14 protein-coding genes and 5 pseudogenes are annotated in these 15379 nt (G+C 44.5%); 11 read left to right on the forward strand and 8 right to left on the reverse strand.

Annotation, left to right across the window (positions count from 1 at the left end):
• Nucleotides 1-256 precede the first annotated feature (256 nt).
• Together QUA77_RS26470 and QUA77_RS26475 are read right to left on the reverse strand one after the other, a co-directional pair.
• Nucleotides 257-712: a helix-turn-helix domain-containing protein gene (locus QUA77_RS26470; protein ID WP_333453519.1), complete on the reverse strand. Its 456-nt coding sequence runs from the start codon at nucleotides 710-712 to the stop codon at nucleotides 257-259.
• 79 nt (nucleotides 713-791) lie between these two features.
• Nucleotides 792-1430, reverse strand: a pseudogene (locus tag QUA77_RS26475) (IS630 transposase-related protein); the annotation flags it as partial.
• Nucleotides 1431-1561: 131 nt separating this feature from the next.
• Here QUA77_RS26475 and tnpC point away from each other — a divergent pair.
• A pseudogene (tnpC, locus tag QUA77_RS26480) lies at nucleotides 1562-3030 on the forward strand (IS66 family transposase).
• Nucleotides 3031-3159: 129 nt separating this feature from the next.
• Nucleotides 3160-3358, forward strand: a pseudogene (locus QUA77_RS26485) (hypothetical protein); the annotation flags it as partial.
• 220 nt (nucleotides 3359-3578) lie between these two features.
• On the opposite strand, the gene QUA77_RS26490 reads toward QUA77_RS26485, so the two are convergent.
• The 5 genes and pseudogenes from QUA77_RS26490 to plsX form a co-directional block, all read right to left on the reverse strand.
• Nucleotides 3579-3938 (reverse strand): helix-turn-helix domain-containing protein, encoded by a 360-nt coding sequence (locus QUA77_RS26490; protein WP_333453521.1) that lies wholly within the window; start codon nucleotides 3936-3938, stop codon nucleotides 3579-3581.
• A gap of 59 nt (nucleotides 3939-3997) precedes the next feature.
• A pseudogene (locus QUA77_RS26495) lies at nucleotides 3998-4111 on the reverse strand (DUF4277 domain-containing protein); the annotation flags it as partial.
• A 371-nt stretch (nucleotides 4112-4482) separates the two neighbouring features.
• Nucleotides 4483-5364 carry an ACP S-malonyltransferase gene (fabD, locus tag QUA77_RS26500; RefSeq protein WP_333140028.1) on the reverse strand — a complete coding sequence of 294 codons (882 nt, stop codon included), beginning with the start codon at nucleotides 5362-5364 and terminating at the stop codon, nucleotides 4483-4485.
• Between the two features lie 405 nt (nucleotides 5365-5769).
• Nucleotides 5770-6771 carry a beta-ketoacyl-ACP synthase III gene (locus tag QUA77_RS26505; protein WP_333039428.1) on the reverse strand — a complete coding sequence of 334 codons (1002 nt, stop codon included), beginning with the start codon at nucleotides 6769-6771 and terminating at the stop codon, nucleotides 5770-5772.
• A gap of 164 nt (nucleotides 6772-6935) precedes the next feature.
• On the reverse strand, nucleotides 6936-7985 hold the full coding sequence (gene plsX, locus QUA77_RS26510) for a phosphate acyltransferase PlsX (RefSeq protein ID WP_333039555.1): 1050 nt from the start codon (nucleotides 7983-7985) through the stop codon (nucleotides 6936-6938).
• Between the two features lie 214 nt (nucleotides 7986-8199).
• On the opposite strand from plsX, the gene QUA77_RS26515 reads away from it, so the two are divergent.
• The 9 genes and pseudogenes from QUA77_RS26515 (at nucleotide 8200) to QUA77_RS26555 (ending at nucleotide 14335) form a co-directional block, all read left to right on the forward strand.
• Nucleotides 8200-9534 carry a D-alanyl-D-alanine carboxypeptidase gene (locus QUA77_RS26515; RefSeq protein WP_333453523.1) on the forward strand — a complete coding sequence of 445 codons (1335 nt, stop codon included), beginning with the start codon at nucleotides 8200-8202 and terminating at the stop codon, nucleotides 9532-9534.
• 81 nt (nucleotides 9535-9615) lie between these two features.
• The gene (rpsP, locus tag QUA77_RS26520; protein ID WP_333039433.1) at nucleotides 9616-9900 is read left to right on the forward strand and encodes a 30S ribosomal protein S16; all 285 of its coding nucleotides are present in this window, start codon (nucleotides 9616-9618) and stop codon (nucleotides 9898-9900) included.
• On the forward strand, nucleotides 9839-10390 hold the full coding sequence (locus tag QUA77_RS26525) for a KH domain-containing protein (RefSeq protein ID WP_190663637.1): 552 nt from the start codon (nucleotides 9839-9841) through the stop codon (nucleotides 10388-10390). Before rpsP ends, QUA77_RS26525 begins: the two co-directional genes overlap by 62 nt.
• 374 nt (nucleotides 10391-10764) lie before the next feature.
• Entirely contained in the window at nucleotides 10765-11718 is a 954-nt protein-coding gene (locus tag QUA77_RS26530; RefSeq protein ID WP_333039441.1) for a PhoH family protein, read from the forward strand.
• Nucleotides 11719-11896: 178 nt separating this feature from the next.
• Complete coding sequence (locus QUA77_RS26535) at nucleotides 11897-12304, forward strand: ChuX/HutX family heme-like substrate-binding protein (protein WP_333039443.1); 408 nt, start codon at nucleotides 11897-11899, stop codon at nucleotides 12302-12304.
• Between the two features lie 254 nt (nucleotides 12305-12558).
• Nucleotides 12559-13335 (forward strand): DUF6816 family protein, encoded by a 777-nt coding sequence (locus QUA77_RS26540; protein ID WP_333453525.1) that lies wholly within the window; start codon nucleotides 12559-12561, stop codon nucleotides 13333-13335.
• A 24-nt stretch (nucleotides 13336-13359) separates the two neighbouring features.
• Nucleotides 13360-13551 (forward strand): annotated as a pseudogene (locus tag QUA77_RS26545) (photosystem II q(b) protein); the annotation flags it as partial.
• A gap of 205 nt (nucleotides 13552-13756) precedes the next feature.
• Nucleotides 13757-14176 carry a Uma2 family endonuclease gene (locus QUA77_RS26550; protein ID WP_333453527.1) on the forward strand — a complete coding sequence of 140 codons (420 nt, stop codon included), beginning with the start codon at nucleotides 13757-13759 and terminating at the stop codon, nucleotides 14174-14176.
• Between the two features lie 27 nt (nucleotides 14177-14203).
• On the forward strand, nucleotides 14204-14335 hold the full coding sequence (locus QUA77_RS26555; protein ID WP_333453529.1) for a hypothetical protein: 132 nt from the start codon (nucleotides 14204-14206) through the stop codon (nucleotides 14333-14335).
• Between the two features lie 60 nt (nucleotides 14336-14395).
• Here the strand turns inward: QUA77_RS26555 and QUA77_RS26560 are convergent, their stop codons facing one another.
• Entirely contained in the window at nucleotides 14396-15298 is a 903-nt protein-coding gene (locus tag QUA77_RS26560) for an NB-ARC domain-containing protein (protein WP_333453531.1), read from the reverse strand.
• Nucleotides 15299-15379: the final 81 nt, after the last annotated feature.

A 15379-nucleotide genomic window follows, 5' to 3' on the forward strand; every position in this document is an offset into this window, starting at 1 on the left:
AAATACGTCAATATACTTACACAGAGAAAATCATTGAGGATTGATCTAGATAGAGAAAATCATTTAGGATTGCTATATAATCTACGACCACGCCTCTTCGTTTGTTCGAGCCTTTTTTGTTGACCTCGTTTGTAATAAGTGTAACCAGGTTCGCTCCATGCACAAAATCCTGATTCATCTAAATATTTTAAGTCGATTTCTCCGGCAGCAGCAGCCAGTTCCAGCATATCTAAGTCGGCTTGTTTAACTTGGCGTGCTACGATTTCTTGTTTTCCTTTGTGGCTCTTCCTCGCTCGTTTCCAAATAAACCCTTTTTTTTGAGTATTCGTCTTAATCGATCCGGACTTAGTTTAATAGAACGCTCTTTTTCTAATTTCTGGGCTAATTGAACGCTGTTGTAAGTACGTGGTTCATTTTTGAGGCATTCTGTTAAAAACTCTATGTCTTCTTCTTTCCACTTCGGTTTTCCCCCTCTACCTGGTAATTCCCAAAGCCCTTCCATACCTAAATGCAGCCATTTATGTAAAACCTCTCTCACAGTTTGTGGAGTCCAATTAAAATGAGCCGCTATTTTTTCAACGTACCAGCCATGTGCATTTAATCTAATTATTTCTGCTCGGTCTTTGACTTTTTGTGGAACATCCGTAGTTCTCAGTTTTAATAGGGTTTTATCTTGCTCTTGACTGAGAAATACTCTTAATCTAGCGCCCATATATTGAGTTACCTCAGTAGACGTATTCTCTCTGTTTACTTATTTTAACATAGTTTGGTTTTTTCTCGCCGACTTACTTAGATGGACTTGTTAAATCTGGTAACAAATATAAAGATAACCATCCTTCAAATCCTTCTGCATTCAAACTACCCATAAACAGCATTGGTGCAATTAAGTCCTTCTTTCCTTTTCTTCTTCCTGCTACTAAATTTTCTCTTTTCCCCCGTTTTCCTGGTCTTTCACCATAGACTTTTTTTCCTCTTTGCGCCCAGGCATAAACACAACCTTCAAATTCCTCTAAGCCTGATTCATCAATGAACACAATGCTTTTACTACCATAAATTTAATTAATTATCTGAGATTTCTGTAATATTTTATTCTTAGTTCTCGATTTCTTTCTTGATAGCGAAGTTGTTTTTTTTTCGAGTAATTTTCAGTTTTTTTAATGCCTAGCAGATGGCACTCGGTCTGACGCCTGAAAGTTCTTGCTCTTTCTACTAATCTTGCTTCCGGATTTTTTTCAACATCTTTTTTGAGGGCTTCCCAATCTAGCTTTAGTTGACGGTGAGTGACCTGAGTTGGTCGAAGGTCTTCCCTACTTAGCCATCTATAAATTGTTGCTCTTCCTACCTTAAATATGGCCGCAGCTTTCGTTATACTCCCTCCATTTTCCACATCCATTGACTACTTTTTGTCGATAGTCTAGACTGTAAGCCATTTTTTTCTAATTAACTATTTTTATCGATTTTATCATGATCTTGCCTCTGTCTCACATTTATTTGAAATGACGTAAGGATTCAGGTCAGAGGGTATTGACAAGTGTGACATTCTAGGCGGAATATTACAATTATGGAAAAAAACCTGCCTCTTGAACTAGACCGTGAAATCCTGATACAGTTGGCTCCGGAACAACTGGTGGAAATCATTGTCTTTCAGGCGAGCGCCACAATTAAACTAAACTCCAGAATTTTAGAGCTAGAACAAGAAATAGGAAAACTTGCATGCGAGTAGAGATTTAGACAGTAAAACATCATCAAAACCACCATCTGGGGACATCCTCAAAAAATCCGAAAAAAAACCTGAGAGCTGCGATGGTGAAAGCCAAGCTCCAAAACGAAAACCGGGAGGACAACCAGGGCATCCGGGAAAAACTCGTAAAGGGTTTGGTAGAGTAGATCGCTGGGAAATTTTACGTCCCGAGTGTTGTTGTTGTGGTACGGGATTTTTCAAAGAGCCAATAAAAATTGAAACACAGCAAGTAGCACAGTTAGTAGAGCGCCCCATAGAAATAGTTGAGTATCAGCGCCATACTTGTGTGTGTGAGCATTGTGGAAATGTACAAGCATCCGATTGGTCACCAGAGATAGTTCCCGGACAAGATATAGGAGTAAGGCTACAAGCTTTTTTAGAATGGATAAATAACTACGGGCATCTATCCTATGAAAAACAACAAGAGCTTTTGTGGGAACTCGGTCAGATAGAAATCGGGGTGGGAACCTTAGTAACCACTAATGAAAGAATAGATGTCGCAGTTAACAAAAGCGTTAGCTCTCTCAAAAATTGGATACAGCAAACACAGCCAAATATTCACTGCGATGAGACAGCTTGGGTTGTCAAGGGTGTGAAAGAATGGTTGTGGATTTTTGCTCAGACAAACTTCGCTTTATTCCATACTGCCGATACAATCGACGAGTGCCGAACTAGAAAACATTCTCGGTTTGAACTACAGTGGTGTACTTAGCTCGGACGATTATTCAGTTTATAACGGTTATGACGTGAAAGCTCAACAGAAATGTTTAGCCCATCTACGCCGTCACTTTAAAAAACTCATCCAGCTTCCAGGTTTGAACAATCAAAAAATTGGGGAAAAGTTTGTTAAGCTGATTGACGAAGCATTTAAAAGTTACAGCTTATTCCAAGAGAACCAAAATATAAGTGAGTGGTTCGCTTGGGCTTGGGAGTTTAAACTAAAAGTTAAGTTCTCTCTTGATAAGTGGATGGCACTCGCAGGGGGAGAAGCCAGTAAGCTTTTGCGCTCGCTACGAAATAAAACAGATGAATGGTGGTATTTTTTAGACCCTCCACAGGTACCTCCAGATAATAACTTAGCAGAGCGAACACTCCGGCTAGCAGTAACAAAAAGAAAGGTTAGTGGCGGTTCCCGTTCAATGGAGCGGTTTAAACATACTGCCAATTTATTAACGGTTGTACAAACTTGTCGTCGTCAAGGACGTTCCGTAATTGATTTTTTTGAGCAAGCTATAAAAGCGATGGTTAATCCCAATATGCAAGAACCATCTTTAATTCCTCAAATTTAGACCTGAATCCTTACGATTTTACCACAAATCATCGAGCCACCCAGAAGTGTTGAAAGTGAATAAATAAGTGATCAAAATTGCCCAAAATCTTTTAAAATTGGGCTAATGATGAAAAACTATCTATTAATAATAATTGTAAATAACTTTTCCAAGATTGTCAAAGATATCCTCAAAGGGCTAGCAAAAAATGATTATCCAGTTTTGAATAGCCGCCTTTTTGTCGAGTGTGGGTTAGCTTATGTCCTGGATAATAGCTTAACTCGTCAAGCGCGATTTGTTTAAACGAATAAACCCTACAGGATTTGAGGTTGATATTTCAACATTTTCCCTCTACTCGCATGCAAGTTTTCCTATTTCTTGTTCTAGCTCTAAAATTCTGGAGTTTAGTTTAATTGTGACGCTCGCCTGAAAGACAATGATTTCCACCAGTTGTGCCGGAGCCAACTGTATCAGGATTTCACGGTCTAGTTCAAGAGGGAGGTTTTTTTGCATAATTGTAATATTCCGCCGAGAATGTCACACTTGTCAATACCCTCTGACCTGAATCCTTACAAGTATGTTGCTAATCTCTGCGCTGTCCATCGTCCAAAATTATATCCTAATTCTTGAGGGTCTTTTTCTAGGGTTTCTAATAATATCTCTATATATTTATCTGTGGCTTTTTTGTGATTTACCTTCATCCTCTCATCTATTAAGCTTTCTAAATTGTCGGGGTCTCCTTTCAGAGACCAGTAAGATACTTTGTTTACTGAACAACCCAAAAATTCAGCGATTTTAGATTGTGTTTTACCGTCATTAAGCAATAATAAGATCAAAACTCTTTCTATGATATTTGCATTTTTTTCCTCTTTCAAGGCTTTTTGTAATTTCTCTATTTGTTTGGAATTGAGATGGTTTTTGGCTGGCATTTTTGTATTTATTGACTAAAATATTTTTTTATTATACCCTATTTAAATGCAGAACAGCTTATCCCCACTTTTTTGTTGACTTCTTCTACCAATTCCATTTCATCTATTATCCCGGCTACTATTCCCAAGTGGTCTAAATTTACGATATTTATCCCCGATAATGGCTGGTTCATGATTTTTAGAGTTGCTTTACTGCATAAATCTATTATACACTAAAAACTCCCAAACGATTGCACGGCAATCGTTTGGGAGTTTTGTGTTTCCGAATCTATCTTCCTTTCCTTCTGCTTGAATATCTGCGGAATGTGGGCTATAAGCTTGGTTTTTATGCCTAGTTTAAATCAGGATTTGTCGATCGCCCCGTCAGGTCGATCGATATCTACATTTTTGATAAAGATTTTCTAGCTGTCTGGATCGTCTATCCCGAATTTGCACAACAGCCAATATTCGGATTTGCCTGTTGTGCGATTCATTTTTGGGCAATCTTAGGGCTTATTAACTCTCAATTTTACGACCTGGGATTTCATCACAGGTTAAAAATAGATTAAGCGGGCAAATCTGCAAAACTGCTAACATTTACCAGGGCTAAATCCGGACAAGTCCGTTTGATCAAACCTGTGAGAACTTTGCCGGGGCCAATTTCCACTACGCGATCGATTCCTTGTTGTGGCAATTGCAGGGAAATTTCTCGCCAGCGCACGCCTTTGGTCATCTGCTGAGTCAACCGCTGCTTTAAAGTGGCTGCGCTGGTAGTGGCTGACGGTTCTGCGTTCGAGAGCACCAGCATTTTAGCATCGGAAAACCTGGCAGACTTTAAGGCTAGTTGAAACTCTGCCGCCACTGATGCCATCAGGGGAGAGTGAAACGCACCGGAAACATTCAATTTAACGGCGCGTTTGACTTTGATTTTGGCAAGCAAATCTTCTACTGCTGCGGGCGTTCCAGAAATCACGACTTGTGCTTCGCTGTTGTCGTTTGCCAGCACTACGTCTCGGCTGTATTGAATTTGCAATTCTAGTTCCTGCCTGTCGAACCCGATCAAAGCCACCATTTGCCCGCCGGAGGCAGTGTCCATGAGTTCGGCGCGGCGTTTGACTAAGCGCAATCCGGTTTCAAAGTCAAAGACGCCTGCTGCGTAGAGGGCAACATATTCTCCTAAACTGTGACCCGCAACTACCGCTGGCCGATCGCTTTTTTCTCGCATTAAGTCGGTCAAAATACTTTCTACTACGAACAAGCAAGGCTGAGTGTAGAGAGTTCGAGATAGTTTTGCTTCTTCTTTTTGGCAAACTTCCGAGACAGACCAACCTAAAATTTCTTTAGCGAGCTCAAATTTGGCTTTGGCTGTTGGCAAGTTTAATAAGTCTGCACCCATCCCGATCGCCTGGGAACCTTGCCCGGGAAATACCCATGCTGTTTTAGTCATTTTTCCGGTAATCTGCTAATTGGTGGTTGCTAATTGGTGATTGCAAAAATTCTTTCTTTCCCGCTTCTAAGTTCGCTCGCTGGTATCCGCTATCTTTCGGTTAACGAACTCTCTACTCGCGACTCACAATTATAACATAATAATTGCAGTTTTTACGAAGTTTATATTTTTTTTGCTACTTTAATTAAATTAATAGCAGTAACAAAATTTTCCACCTTCTAGCCCGGGAAAGTCGATCAAACAATAGAGGATTTTCTATTTCAGGGCGTGCTTGTCAAGAACTCCTCTCCCGGGGGTGTGCGGCTGCACACCTTGCCCTATGTATGGCGTGTTCAAGGATTTGTATTTTGCAAGTGTCACAGCCCCGACAATAAGCAGGGCTAGTTTACAGCCGGCCGCCAAATATTACCTTCCCCATTGAAAAATCGCCGCCCCCCAAGTCAAACCTGCACCGAAACCAGCCGCAGCAATAGTATCGCCCGGTTTAACTTTACCCAGACGCACGGCTTCGTCTAAGGCAAGGGGAATTGAAGCCGCTGAGGTATTGCCGTAATTCGCCAAATTGCTAATTACTTTTTCGGGGGGAATCTTTAGCCTTTGGGCAACTGCATCAAGAATCCGCTGATTGGCTTGATGTAACAACAGCCAGTCAATTTCAGCACCGCTAATATTTGCCCGAAACATAGCTTTTTCTATGACTTCCGGCACTTTTTTTACGGCAAAGCGATAAATTTCTTGACCATTCATTGTGATGGGATTAAATCCGCCAACTCCGACGCTGACGCCCTCAATTAATTCTTTTGACTCGGCTTTGTAAGCCAAATTTAGAGACGAATTTTGTGTGCCGTCGCTGCGAATTTCAAATCCCAAAAAGCGATCGACTTCTGAAGCTTGTAATACCACCGCACCTGCACCGTCTCCAAAGAGAATACAAGTACCCCGATCCGACCAATTCACCCACCGAGATAAAATATCTGCTCCGATCAGCAAAACATTTTGATAAACCCCTGTCCGAATGAACTGCGAGGCTGTAACTAAACCAAAAACAAAGCCCGAACAAGCTGCTGTTAAATCAAAAGCCACAGCTTTTGTGGCGCCCAACTGATATTGAATTTTACTGGCAGTGCCAAACAAATCGTCAGGACTCGAAGTCGCCAAAATAATCAAATCAATATCTGTCGGCGAAATTTCTGCCATTGCGATCGCCTGAAGCGATGCCTCCGAGGCTAAATCGCACAAAGAAGTACGAGCGTCCGCCAGCCTGCGGGAGCGAATGCCCGTCCGCGCCCCAATCCACTCGTCAGAAGTTTCTACTATCTGACTCAAACCGTTATTATCCAGCGAAACCTGCGGTGTACAAGAACCGCTACCTGTGACGGCAATGCCGAACCCTGATTGCTGCAACATTCCTCTCCATTTACTCGCTGTTCGATCGAGAAATTAAAAATTAAAAACTACCAATTAAAATTATTTTTTAAACTGCTGAAATTACTTTATTTTAAGCAAAACAGTGGGTTTAAGCTGACTTTTTTAATTTTACATTTTTAATTTTTAATTCCTACTTACTGCCTCTAATTCACAGCTTCTTGTTCCATAGCGCTTTGGTGATTGGACGATCGAATTCGCTCCAGCACTTGGTTGTCAATAGCCTCCTTCGCCAAACGAATGGCATTAAAAATAGAGCCAGCTTGAGACGAACCGTGGCTGATAATGCAAACTCCAGCAACCCCCAATAGCAAACCGCCGCCGTGTTCAACGTGGTCTACCCGCTGCTTAAATCCTTGCAAGCTTTTTTGCAGCAGAGGATCGTTAATTTGATTTTGGAGTCCTTTGACTAATTCTTCCTTAAGAACTTGCACCACAACTTCGCCCACCGCTTCGGCAAACTTCAACAACACATTGCCGACAAACCCGTCGCAGACAATCACGTCGAATTTCCCCGACAGCACGTCGCGGCCTTCGGCATTGCCCACAAAAGGAATGTTCGGGTTGTCCACCAATAACTGGTGAGTCCGCACTGCCGCGTCGTTGCCTTTAGAAGGTTCTTCGCCAATGTTGAGCAGGCCGATTTTAGGTTCGGCGACGCCCAGCACGCACTGGCTGTAAATAGTTCCCATAAGAGCGAACTGCTCCAAAAATTTGGGGCGGCAGTCCACATTAGCGCCGACATCGAGAATGAGTACAGAGCTGCCCGGTACCATTGTTGGTAAAACCGCACCGATCGCAGGGCGATCGATTCCGGGGAGCCTGCCCAACCTGAGCAGGGCAGCAGCCATTGCCGCGCCGGAGTGACCGGCGGACACCACAGCATCAGCTTGCTGCTGCTTTACCAAGTTCATCGCTACGTTAATCGAAGCGTTGGGCTTGCGTTTGAGGGCACTCAAAGGTTCTTCGTGCATTTCCACCGCTCCTTCAGAAGGAACGATTTCTAGCTGACCTGTAGAGACGCGGCCGATCGCGTCTTGTTGCCGGAGCGAGTCTTCTATTTGCTGCGGGTCGCCCACGAGCAAAATCTCTACGCCTAATTCTTCTTGTGCCTTAAGCGCTCCAGCTACAACTTCGGCGGGGGCATGATCCCCGCCCATAGCGTCTATTGCAATTCTTGCGCGTGTCGATCCCATTGACCAATGTTTGAGAAACACTAAAAATTCTACCAGGAAGTCAGGAGCGTGAATCCAGAAGTCTGAATAAAGAACTAACATCCGCTCGCAACGGCGATCGGACAATTCTCATTTCCGACTACTCTGATAGAACTTGTTTTGTCACTACTTTACTATTTTTGACTGCAAATTGAAAAAATCAATGCAATAGTTTACATGACTTTAGGAGTAAAAAATGCTGGATTTATTTAGCTCGGGGATCGTGTCTCTGTGGCTGGACATGGCTGGGGTACGCAGTGTCGGGCCTAATGCTGCGTCAGTGCTGGCTTGGCGGGGAGGGATACCCGGGTTAGTGGTGGCCGAAGATTTGGCTTTTGGAGGAATAGATGCGGCAAATCCAGACTTGCCAGCAGAAGCGACGGTGCGGGAATATTTAAAAGATTTGAAAGACAAGAACCTGATTGATGGGAATCAGGGAATTTGGGTGCAAGCGGGAATGGTGCCGCTGGTAAGTCAGCAGGGCAAGACGCTGATGCCTGGGGCTTCGCTGACTAAGATTGCTACTTCTCTGGCGTCCCTGGAGACTTGGGGCCCGGATTATCAGTTTGAAACGCGGTTCCGAGCAACGGGGCCGATTAACAATGGTGTATTGCAGGGAGATTTGGTGGTCAGCGGCGGGGGCGATCCGCTGTTTGTGTGGGAGGAGGCGATCGCCGTGGGCAATGCTCTCAATCAAATGGGTATCGAGCGGGTGACGGGAAATTTGGTGGTGACAGGGAATTTCCGCATGAATTACGAGTCCGATCCTTTGGCTGCCGGGGAGATACTGCGGCAAGCTCTTGAGGGTAGCAATTGGCCTGCGGACGTGGTGGCAATGTATTCTAAGATGGCTCCAGGAACTAGAAAGCCGCAAGTAACGGTTGCCGGCAGCGTTATTGCTGAGAAATTTGTGAGTTCGGGGTATTTGCTGCTGAAACGCCGATCGCTTCCTTTAGCGGAAATTCTCAAGCAGATGAACGTCCACAGCGACAATGAAATGGCTCAGATGCTGGCCGACGATTTGGGCGGGGCAAAGATAGTGCAGCAGCAAGCGACTTGGGCTGCGGGGCTGCCGGAGGAGGAACTTCAATTAGTTAACGGTTCGGGATTGGGAGTGGAAAATCAGATGTCTCCGAGGGCGGCTTGTGGGATGCTGCAGGCGATAGCCCGCAACCTTCAGACTACTGGGCTGACGATTGCTGACTTGTTTCCGGTGTCCGGGCGCGATAAAGGCACTGTGGAACATCGGCACATTCCGCGATCGGCTGTGGTGAAAACTGGTACTTTGGACACCGTAATTGCTTTGGCTGGAGCTATACCCACGCGCGATCGGGGTTTAGTTTGGTTTGCAATTATTAATCGCGGCACCGATTGGGACTCTTTGAGAGCGCAGCAAGATATATTTTTGCAAAAATTGGTGCAGCAATGGGGAACTGCATCGATTTTGCCACTAGCAATTACACCGCACATTGACGGCGCCAGACCTGCCTTGGGGGCAGCAAATCGTAGCGATATTTTGGTCGGAGGTTAAGAAATAGGGGTTGAGTTGGAGTTCGGGGAAGGAGCGCTGACAAAATAGCTTAGAATTGGAACAAGACTATTGTGCAAGAAGATGATCAAACTGCGATTGAAGAGATACGGGAAAAAACGCGAGACAAGCTACCGGATTGTAGCGATGAACAGTTCTACTCGCCGCGACGGCCGTCCCCTAGAAGAGCTCGGCTATTACAACCCCAGAAATAATGAAACCAGGCTGGATGTTCCAGCGATTGTCAAGCGCCTGCAACAAGGCGCTCAGCCAACTGACACCGTGCGTGACATCCTGAGAAAAGCCCATGTATTTGAACAAGTCGGAGCCGGAGCCAACGTTGAATCCAGCACAGCAACAGTCAGCTAGTCCCAACTATGCTGGACTGGTTAAATTTTTAATTGGGCCTTTTTTAGAGACCCCAGGCTCTTTGCGGGTTGATTGCGAACTGCACCCGCGCCAATCGCGGGTCTGGGTTAGGCTTGCTTTTGAAGATCCCGACAAAGGCCGGGTTTACGGTAGGGGCGGACGCAATATTCAGGCAATTAGAACTACGCTCGAAGCGGTGGCGCAGACGGCGGGTCAGTCCCTCTACTTAGATATATACGATGGTGAAGCGGGCGATCGCGGATCTGGCCCGCCCAGGGGCGATCGCGATCGTCCGGATCGCGACCGCCCAGATCGCGACCGCCCGGATCGTGACCGCCCAGATCGTGGCTCGCGGGAGCCGCGAGGCGACTTCCGACCCCGGACGCCACCTCCGTCGCCGAGTCCCTTAGCTAGCAGAACTCCGAGAGAACAACCTCGCCGTACTAACACACCTACGTTTAGAACGAGCCGAAATACTCCCGGTTATTAACTAACTGCAGAGCCCAGAAAGAATTTTAGATTTTAGATTGCCTGTTGTAGACTTTGTATTACAAGCCCCGTTTGGTTTGAAATTGCCGGTTTTGCGATCGGAAACAAATGTAAAATTTAAAATTTCAAATGTCAGCGGCATCAGGTTAATCTAAAATCTAAAATTTCCAATCTAAAATCTAAAATTGCCTGACTTAATAGAAGGGAGATTTGATTTGTGCCTCAAGCACCAAACTCATTTGGGAGCTAAATCTAAAAGACGCCTTAGATACTAGGTAAAACCTAGTAACGGGCGTTTTTTTGTTCGCAAATAGTGAGTGGTTTAACGTTTAGTTGTTAACTTTTAATTGCTTATTTGGAGGAGCTTATGTTGGCATGAATGAAAAACTAACAATAGAGTTACCGAGCATTCAAAGCGCAATGTCGCTGGCGGGTAATCAAGAAGAAAACCTGAAAATGATCTCTAAGCAAACCGGTGCTACCCTGGTAATGCGAGGGCAAGAACTGCTGATTTCCGGCACAAAAAGTCAAGTAGAATTGTGTCATAAATTAGTGCGATCGCTCTCCGACTATTGGAAATCCGGCAAAAATATTACCGGAGTTGAAATCCAGACGGCGCGCCAAGCTTTGGATACCAACCGCCAAGGCGATTTACAAGATTTACAGCGAGACGTTCTCGCCAGAACCCGCCGCGGCGAAGAAATTAGAGCCAAAACCTTCAAGCAGCGGCAATACGTCCAAGCAGTACGCACGCATGACCTGACATTTTGCATTGGCCCCGCTGGTACTGGCAAAACATTTCTAGCAGCTATATTCGCCGTGCAAGCGCTGTTAAGCAAGCAGTACGAACGGCTAATTTTAACCAGGCCAGCCGTGGAAGCTGGTGAAAAATTAGGGTTTTTGCCGGGAGATTTGCAGCAAAAAGTCGATCCATATTTGCGCCCGCTTTACGACGCCCTACAAGAAATGATCGACCCTGAAAAAATGGCCGATTTAATGGAAAGAGGCTTGATCGAAGTAGCTCCTTTAGCTTATATGCGGGGGCGCACTCTCAGCAATGCTTTCGTAATTTTGGACGAAGCTCAAAATACGACGCCGGCTCAGATGAAAATGGTGTTGACTCGTCTGGGCTTTCGATCGAGAATGGTAGTAACGGGCGATATCACTCAAACAGATTTGCCGCCAAACCAACAGTCGGGATTGTCAGTCGCCCAAAACATTCTACGCAACGTTGAGGGCATTGCTTTCTGCGAATTTTCTCAGGCGGATGTGGTGCGACATCCTCTAGTGCAGCGGATTGTCGCTGCTTACGAACTGCACGAAACATGAAGGAATAAGGCCCTTCGACTTCGCGATCGGGTAAAAATAAGGAAGAAGGAAGGCTTTAGTTATCTGGGAGAGAAGGGAGAAGGAAAATTTATCCTTTTTTCTCTAATTCGTTTTCCTAATTCCTAACTTTCATTTGATTATCATCGATTTAATCCACAATCCACAATCCAAAATTGATATGACTGCGACTCTGAAAGAATTCTTGGAAGCTTGCGAACAATTGGGAACGCTGCGTTTAATCGTGACTAGCAGCGCGGCGGTGCTGGAAGTGCGCGGTTCAATTCACAAGCTGTTTTATGCGGAGTTGCCGAAGGGAAAGTATGCCAATATGCACGCCGAAATATTTGAGTTTCACCTAAATATGGACAAAATAAAACAGGTGAAGTTTGAAACTGGTGAGGCGAAAAGAGGCAATTTCACTACTTATGCAATCCGTTTTCTGGACGAACAGAATGAGGCTGCTTTGAGCGCGTTTTTGCAGTGGGGAAAGCCGGGGGAATACGAACCAGGACAGGTGGAAAATTGGCACGAATTGAAGGAAAAATACGGGGAGGTTTGGGAACCTGCACCTGTTGAGGCGCTTTAAAACCTAGGCTTTTCCACCTTTGAATTGGATATTGGGGGCGGGTAGGATGCCCCACCCCTACTCCCCACAAGCAGAATATTTATTTTTGTGCAACAGGCATCTTGCCTGTTTATGAAAATGGTATAAAATATGATGTTTAACGGATTTGTTGTCTAATTTTTGAATTAATGAACCGCAGAGGGCGCAGAGAACGCAGAGAAGAGATAAAGAAGAGAAAGAGAGACAGAAGGTTAGTTGTTTGAATGTAATGTGGTATGAAGGTAATTTGGGGTTTTTGTCTGGTTTTGGTGGTACTGCTGTGGGGTGGCGGTGCGAGGGCGGGGGTTTTGGGCGATCGCATATCAAGTTTTCCCAATTGGGAAAGCAAGCCTCCTATCGCTGTAGCTAAGGGAGACTTGGTATATCCAGACTGGATGGCGGGGAATTGGAATGTTGCTAGCACTTTGGTAGATTTAGCCGCTCCTTTAGCGCCAAATATTGTCACGCCAGGGTTTGAAAGCAACCGCCAGTATTTGGAGCATCCGGTATTATTTAAAGTGCGATTTCAACCTGAAAAAAATCTTGGGTTAATTTCTAATTATACATTTAAAAAGGCTCAAAAGATTGTAGCAGATCGCAGTTTTAACGGTTTGAATATTGCCAAGGCTTATTTAGGCGATGGTGGCGTACTTTCGGTGAAAGTCGATCCGACCAATCCCAACCGCCAAATTACTGTGTTGAAAGGGGAACGCCAACTCGTTTCGATTGTTACCAGTCGCGGCACTGAAACGCCGAATCCTCGCGAGTTTGTGTCTACAGAGATTTCTCAGCAGATTTTTCGGGGAGAGTCTGATATTTATTTAAACGAGGTGGAGACAACAACGGCTTATCGAGTTGTTAGAGGCGGGAAAAATGGCGATTCTGCGAGTAAAAGAATTGAGGCCGATCAGGTGACGGCGATTTATTTGTCGGCGCAAGACCCGGATTATTTTGCGGCTGGGGGGCATCCTGTGGCTCTCTACCGATATCGATTGGAGTTGGTGCGGGCATAATTAAGCTGTCATCTCGATCGACCTAGCAACTTCAATTTCAACCAATCGATTATCGACTCTCAAGGTCGTGCGATCAATACTTGGGCTGATGTGATTAACCGCGCTAACTGGGGTAGGAAAGTGATGCACGAGCGCAATGCTCACAACTTCCCGCTTGATTTGGCTGCTGGTGAAACCACCCCAGTAGCAATGGTTGCTCCTTCTATCAATGGTTAATTTTTAACTTGAGATAATCAAAAAGCGCCCCTATTTCTAGGAGGACTTTTTGTTTGGAAAAAATAATTTTGCGATGACTCGGCGGTTGAAACCGCGTCTACACAAACGAAGTCCACCTCCGCGGACTAAAGAATAGAATATTAGGATAGACGCCAAGTTTTAGAAGTCGTATTTTATAGAAAAGCGATTGTAAAAGGTAAGTCAAATGGTTGTCGCAATTTCTAAAGCAGGATTGGGTACAGGTGTGGCTTTCCTGTCAAACGTGACATGGGAGACTCTGGAAAAGTTGGATGCAGATTTGGCTGACACTGGGGCGCGTTTAACTTATTTGGATGGGTGTTTAGAAATTATGGGTTCTTTTTCTGAGGAACATGAAGAGTCTACAAACACTTTAGATCAGCTTTTAGAAATGTATATGCGGACGAAAGACATTCGTTTTTATGCGCGTGGTAGTACAACCATCGGGATGAAGGAATTGGGCGCACGGAAGGAACCAGATGAGTCTTATTGTTTGGGTACGCGCAAGTCAGTTCCAGATTTGGCGCTCGAAATAACAGTGACGAGTGGTGGAATTGATGCGCTGGAAATCTATCGTCGGGTGGGTGTGCAGGAGGTTTGGTTTTGAGATGATGGGGTAATTTCGGTTCATTGTTTGCGCTCTACGGGATATGAGTTGGTCAGTAAGAGCGAATTGTTGCCGGAGTTGGATTTGCGATCGATCGAGTTTTATTCGCGGATGGCCGACCAATATGATGCGGTGAATGCTTTTATGCGATCGATGTAGAATAGAAAAGAGTAATTCTGTGGTTTAATTGCTTTACTATCGGGTGAAATTACCGATAGGTTATAGAATATTTAAGTTGCACTGAATGTATGCTTTGAATACGGGATTGAGAAAAAACATCGATCGCGCTCCTACTAACATTTTTTCCACTAAGCCGCGTCGGGCTAAGGATTGTATGGCTTGCCAAAATTCTGATTGGGATAATTCAGTATCAGCAGGTTGTCGTGAAATATCTACAGCTTCATTTTGACTGGCTAACGAGTATAACGCCTTTTTTTCTGAGTCTGATAAACGCTCTAGATGAGATTCTAAAAAGGGTTCTAACTCACCTAAAAATAAATCTGCTGTTCCATCTGCTAAAAATAGGGAAACGCTACCGTTAAATAATTCCAAAATTGTAGCAGCGATGATATTTAGCCAGGAAGGATGTCCTTGATAAAGGTCGATCAAGTCTGACCATTTTTCCTCATCTGCTAATTCTTTTTCTCTGAGAATTTCTGCTGCTTGTTCTCCTAACCCTTTGAGGTTTAAGGTTTGCGTCGAGAGGTTTACTGCTTCTAAAGCAGTAATTTCTCTTGGTTTTTCCCAACAGAGGAGGATTAAACAACTTTGATGAGAGGATGTGGCAATTTGTTTGAAAAATTTGCCATAATCTTCATAGCCGGCTAAATATTGACCGGCTAATTGACTGCTTTTAAAAATATTTTGTACGTCATCAAGGATTACTAAACAGCGAGAATATCGAAAATAATCGATGACTGTGGGTAATGAGGGTTGTGGCGATCGCCCAAAAAATTGCTTGAGTTCGGTTTTGAGGGTTGAAAGTGTGGGTGTGTCAGCGAGGCTTAACCAAATAATATAATCAAATTGGGTTTGAGTTTGTTCGATGAGTTTGAGGGCGATCGCGCTTTTGCCAATTCCGCTTAAGCCGTAGATGGTAATCAAGCGGGTGTGGGCTTGCAAAATCCGGCGTTGCTGAATTAAGGTATGATTTCGGCGATCGCTCTTATGTATTAGCTACTCGATTTGCCTCGCTCGAACGCG

It is taken from the genome of Microcoleus sp. K5-D4 (assembly GCF_036704575.1).
In the GTDB taxonomy this organism is placed as follows: domain Bacteria; phylum Cyanobacteriota; class Cyanobacteriia; order Cyanobacteriales; family Microcoleaceae; genus Microcoleus.

Excerpts from the sequence above, each read along its gene's own strand:
- QUA77_RS26535 (WP_333039443.1), top strand. The coding sequence starts at position 11,897 with ATGACTGCGACTCTGAAAGAATTCTTGGAAGCTTGCGAACAATTGGGA.
- plsX (WP_333039555.1), bottom strand. The coding sequence starts at position 7,985 with ATGGGATCGACACGCGCAAGAATTGCAATAGACGCTATGGGCGGGGAT.
- QUA77_RS26525 (WP_190663637.1), top strand. The coding sequence starts at position 9,839 with ATGTATTTGAACAAGTCGGAGCCGGAGCCAACGTTGAATCCAGCACAG.
- QUA77_RS26550 (WP_333453527.1), top strand. The coding sequence starts at position 13,757 with ATGGTTGTCGCAATTTCTAAAGCAGGATTGGGTACAGGTGTGGCTTTC.
- QUA77_RS26530 (WP_333039441.1), top strand. The coding sequence starts at position 10,765 with ATGAATGAAAAACTAACAATAGAGTTACCGAGCATTCAAAGCGCAATG.
- QUA77_RS26470 (WP_333453519.1), bottom strand. The coding sequence starts at position 712 with ATGGGCGCTAGATTAAGAGTATTTCTCAGTCAAGAGCAAGATAAAACC.
- rpsP (WP_333039433.1), top strand. The coding sequence starts at position 9,616 with ATGATCAAACTGCGATTGAAGAGATACGGGAAAAAACGCGAGACAAGC.
- QUA77_RS26540 (WP_333453525.1), top strand. The coding sequence starts at position 12,559 with ATGAAGGTAATTTGGGGTTTTTGTCTGGTTTTGGTGGTACTGCTGTGG.
- QUA77_RS26490 (WP_333453521.1), bottom strand. The coding sequence starts at position 3,938 with ATGCCAGCCAAAAACCATCTCAATTCCAAACAAATAGAGAAATTACAA.
- QUA77_RS26505 (WP_333039428.1), bottom strand. The coding sequence starts at position 6,771 with ATGTTGCAGCAATCAGGGTTCGGCATTGCCGTCACAGGTAGCGGTTCT.
- fabD (WP_333140028.1), bottom strand. The coding sequence starts at position 5,364 with ATGACTAAAACAGCATGGGTATTTCCCGGGCAAGGTTCCCAGGCGATC.
- QUA77_RS26515 (WP_333453523.1), top strand. The coding sequence starts at position 8,200 with ATGCTGGATTTATTTAGCTCGGGGATCGTGTCTCTGTGGCTGGACATG.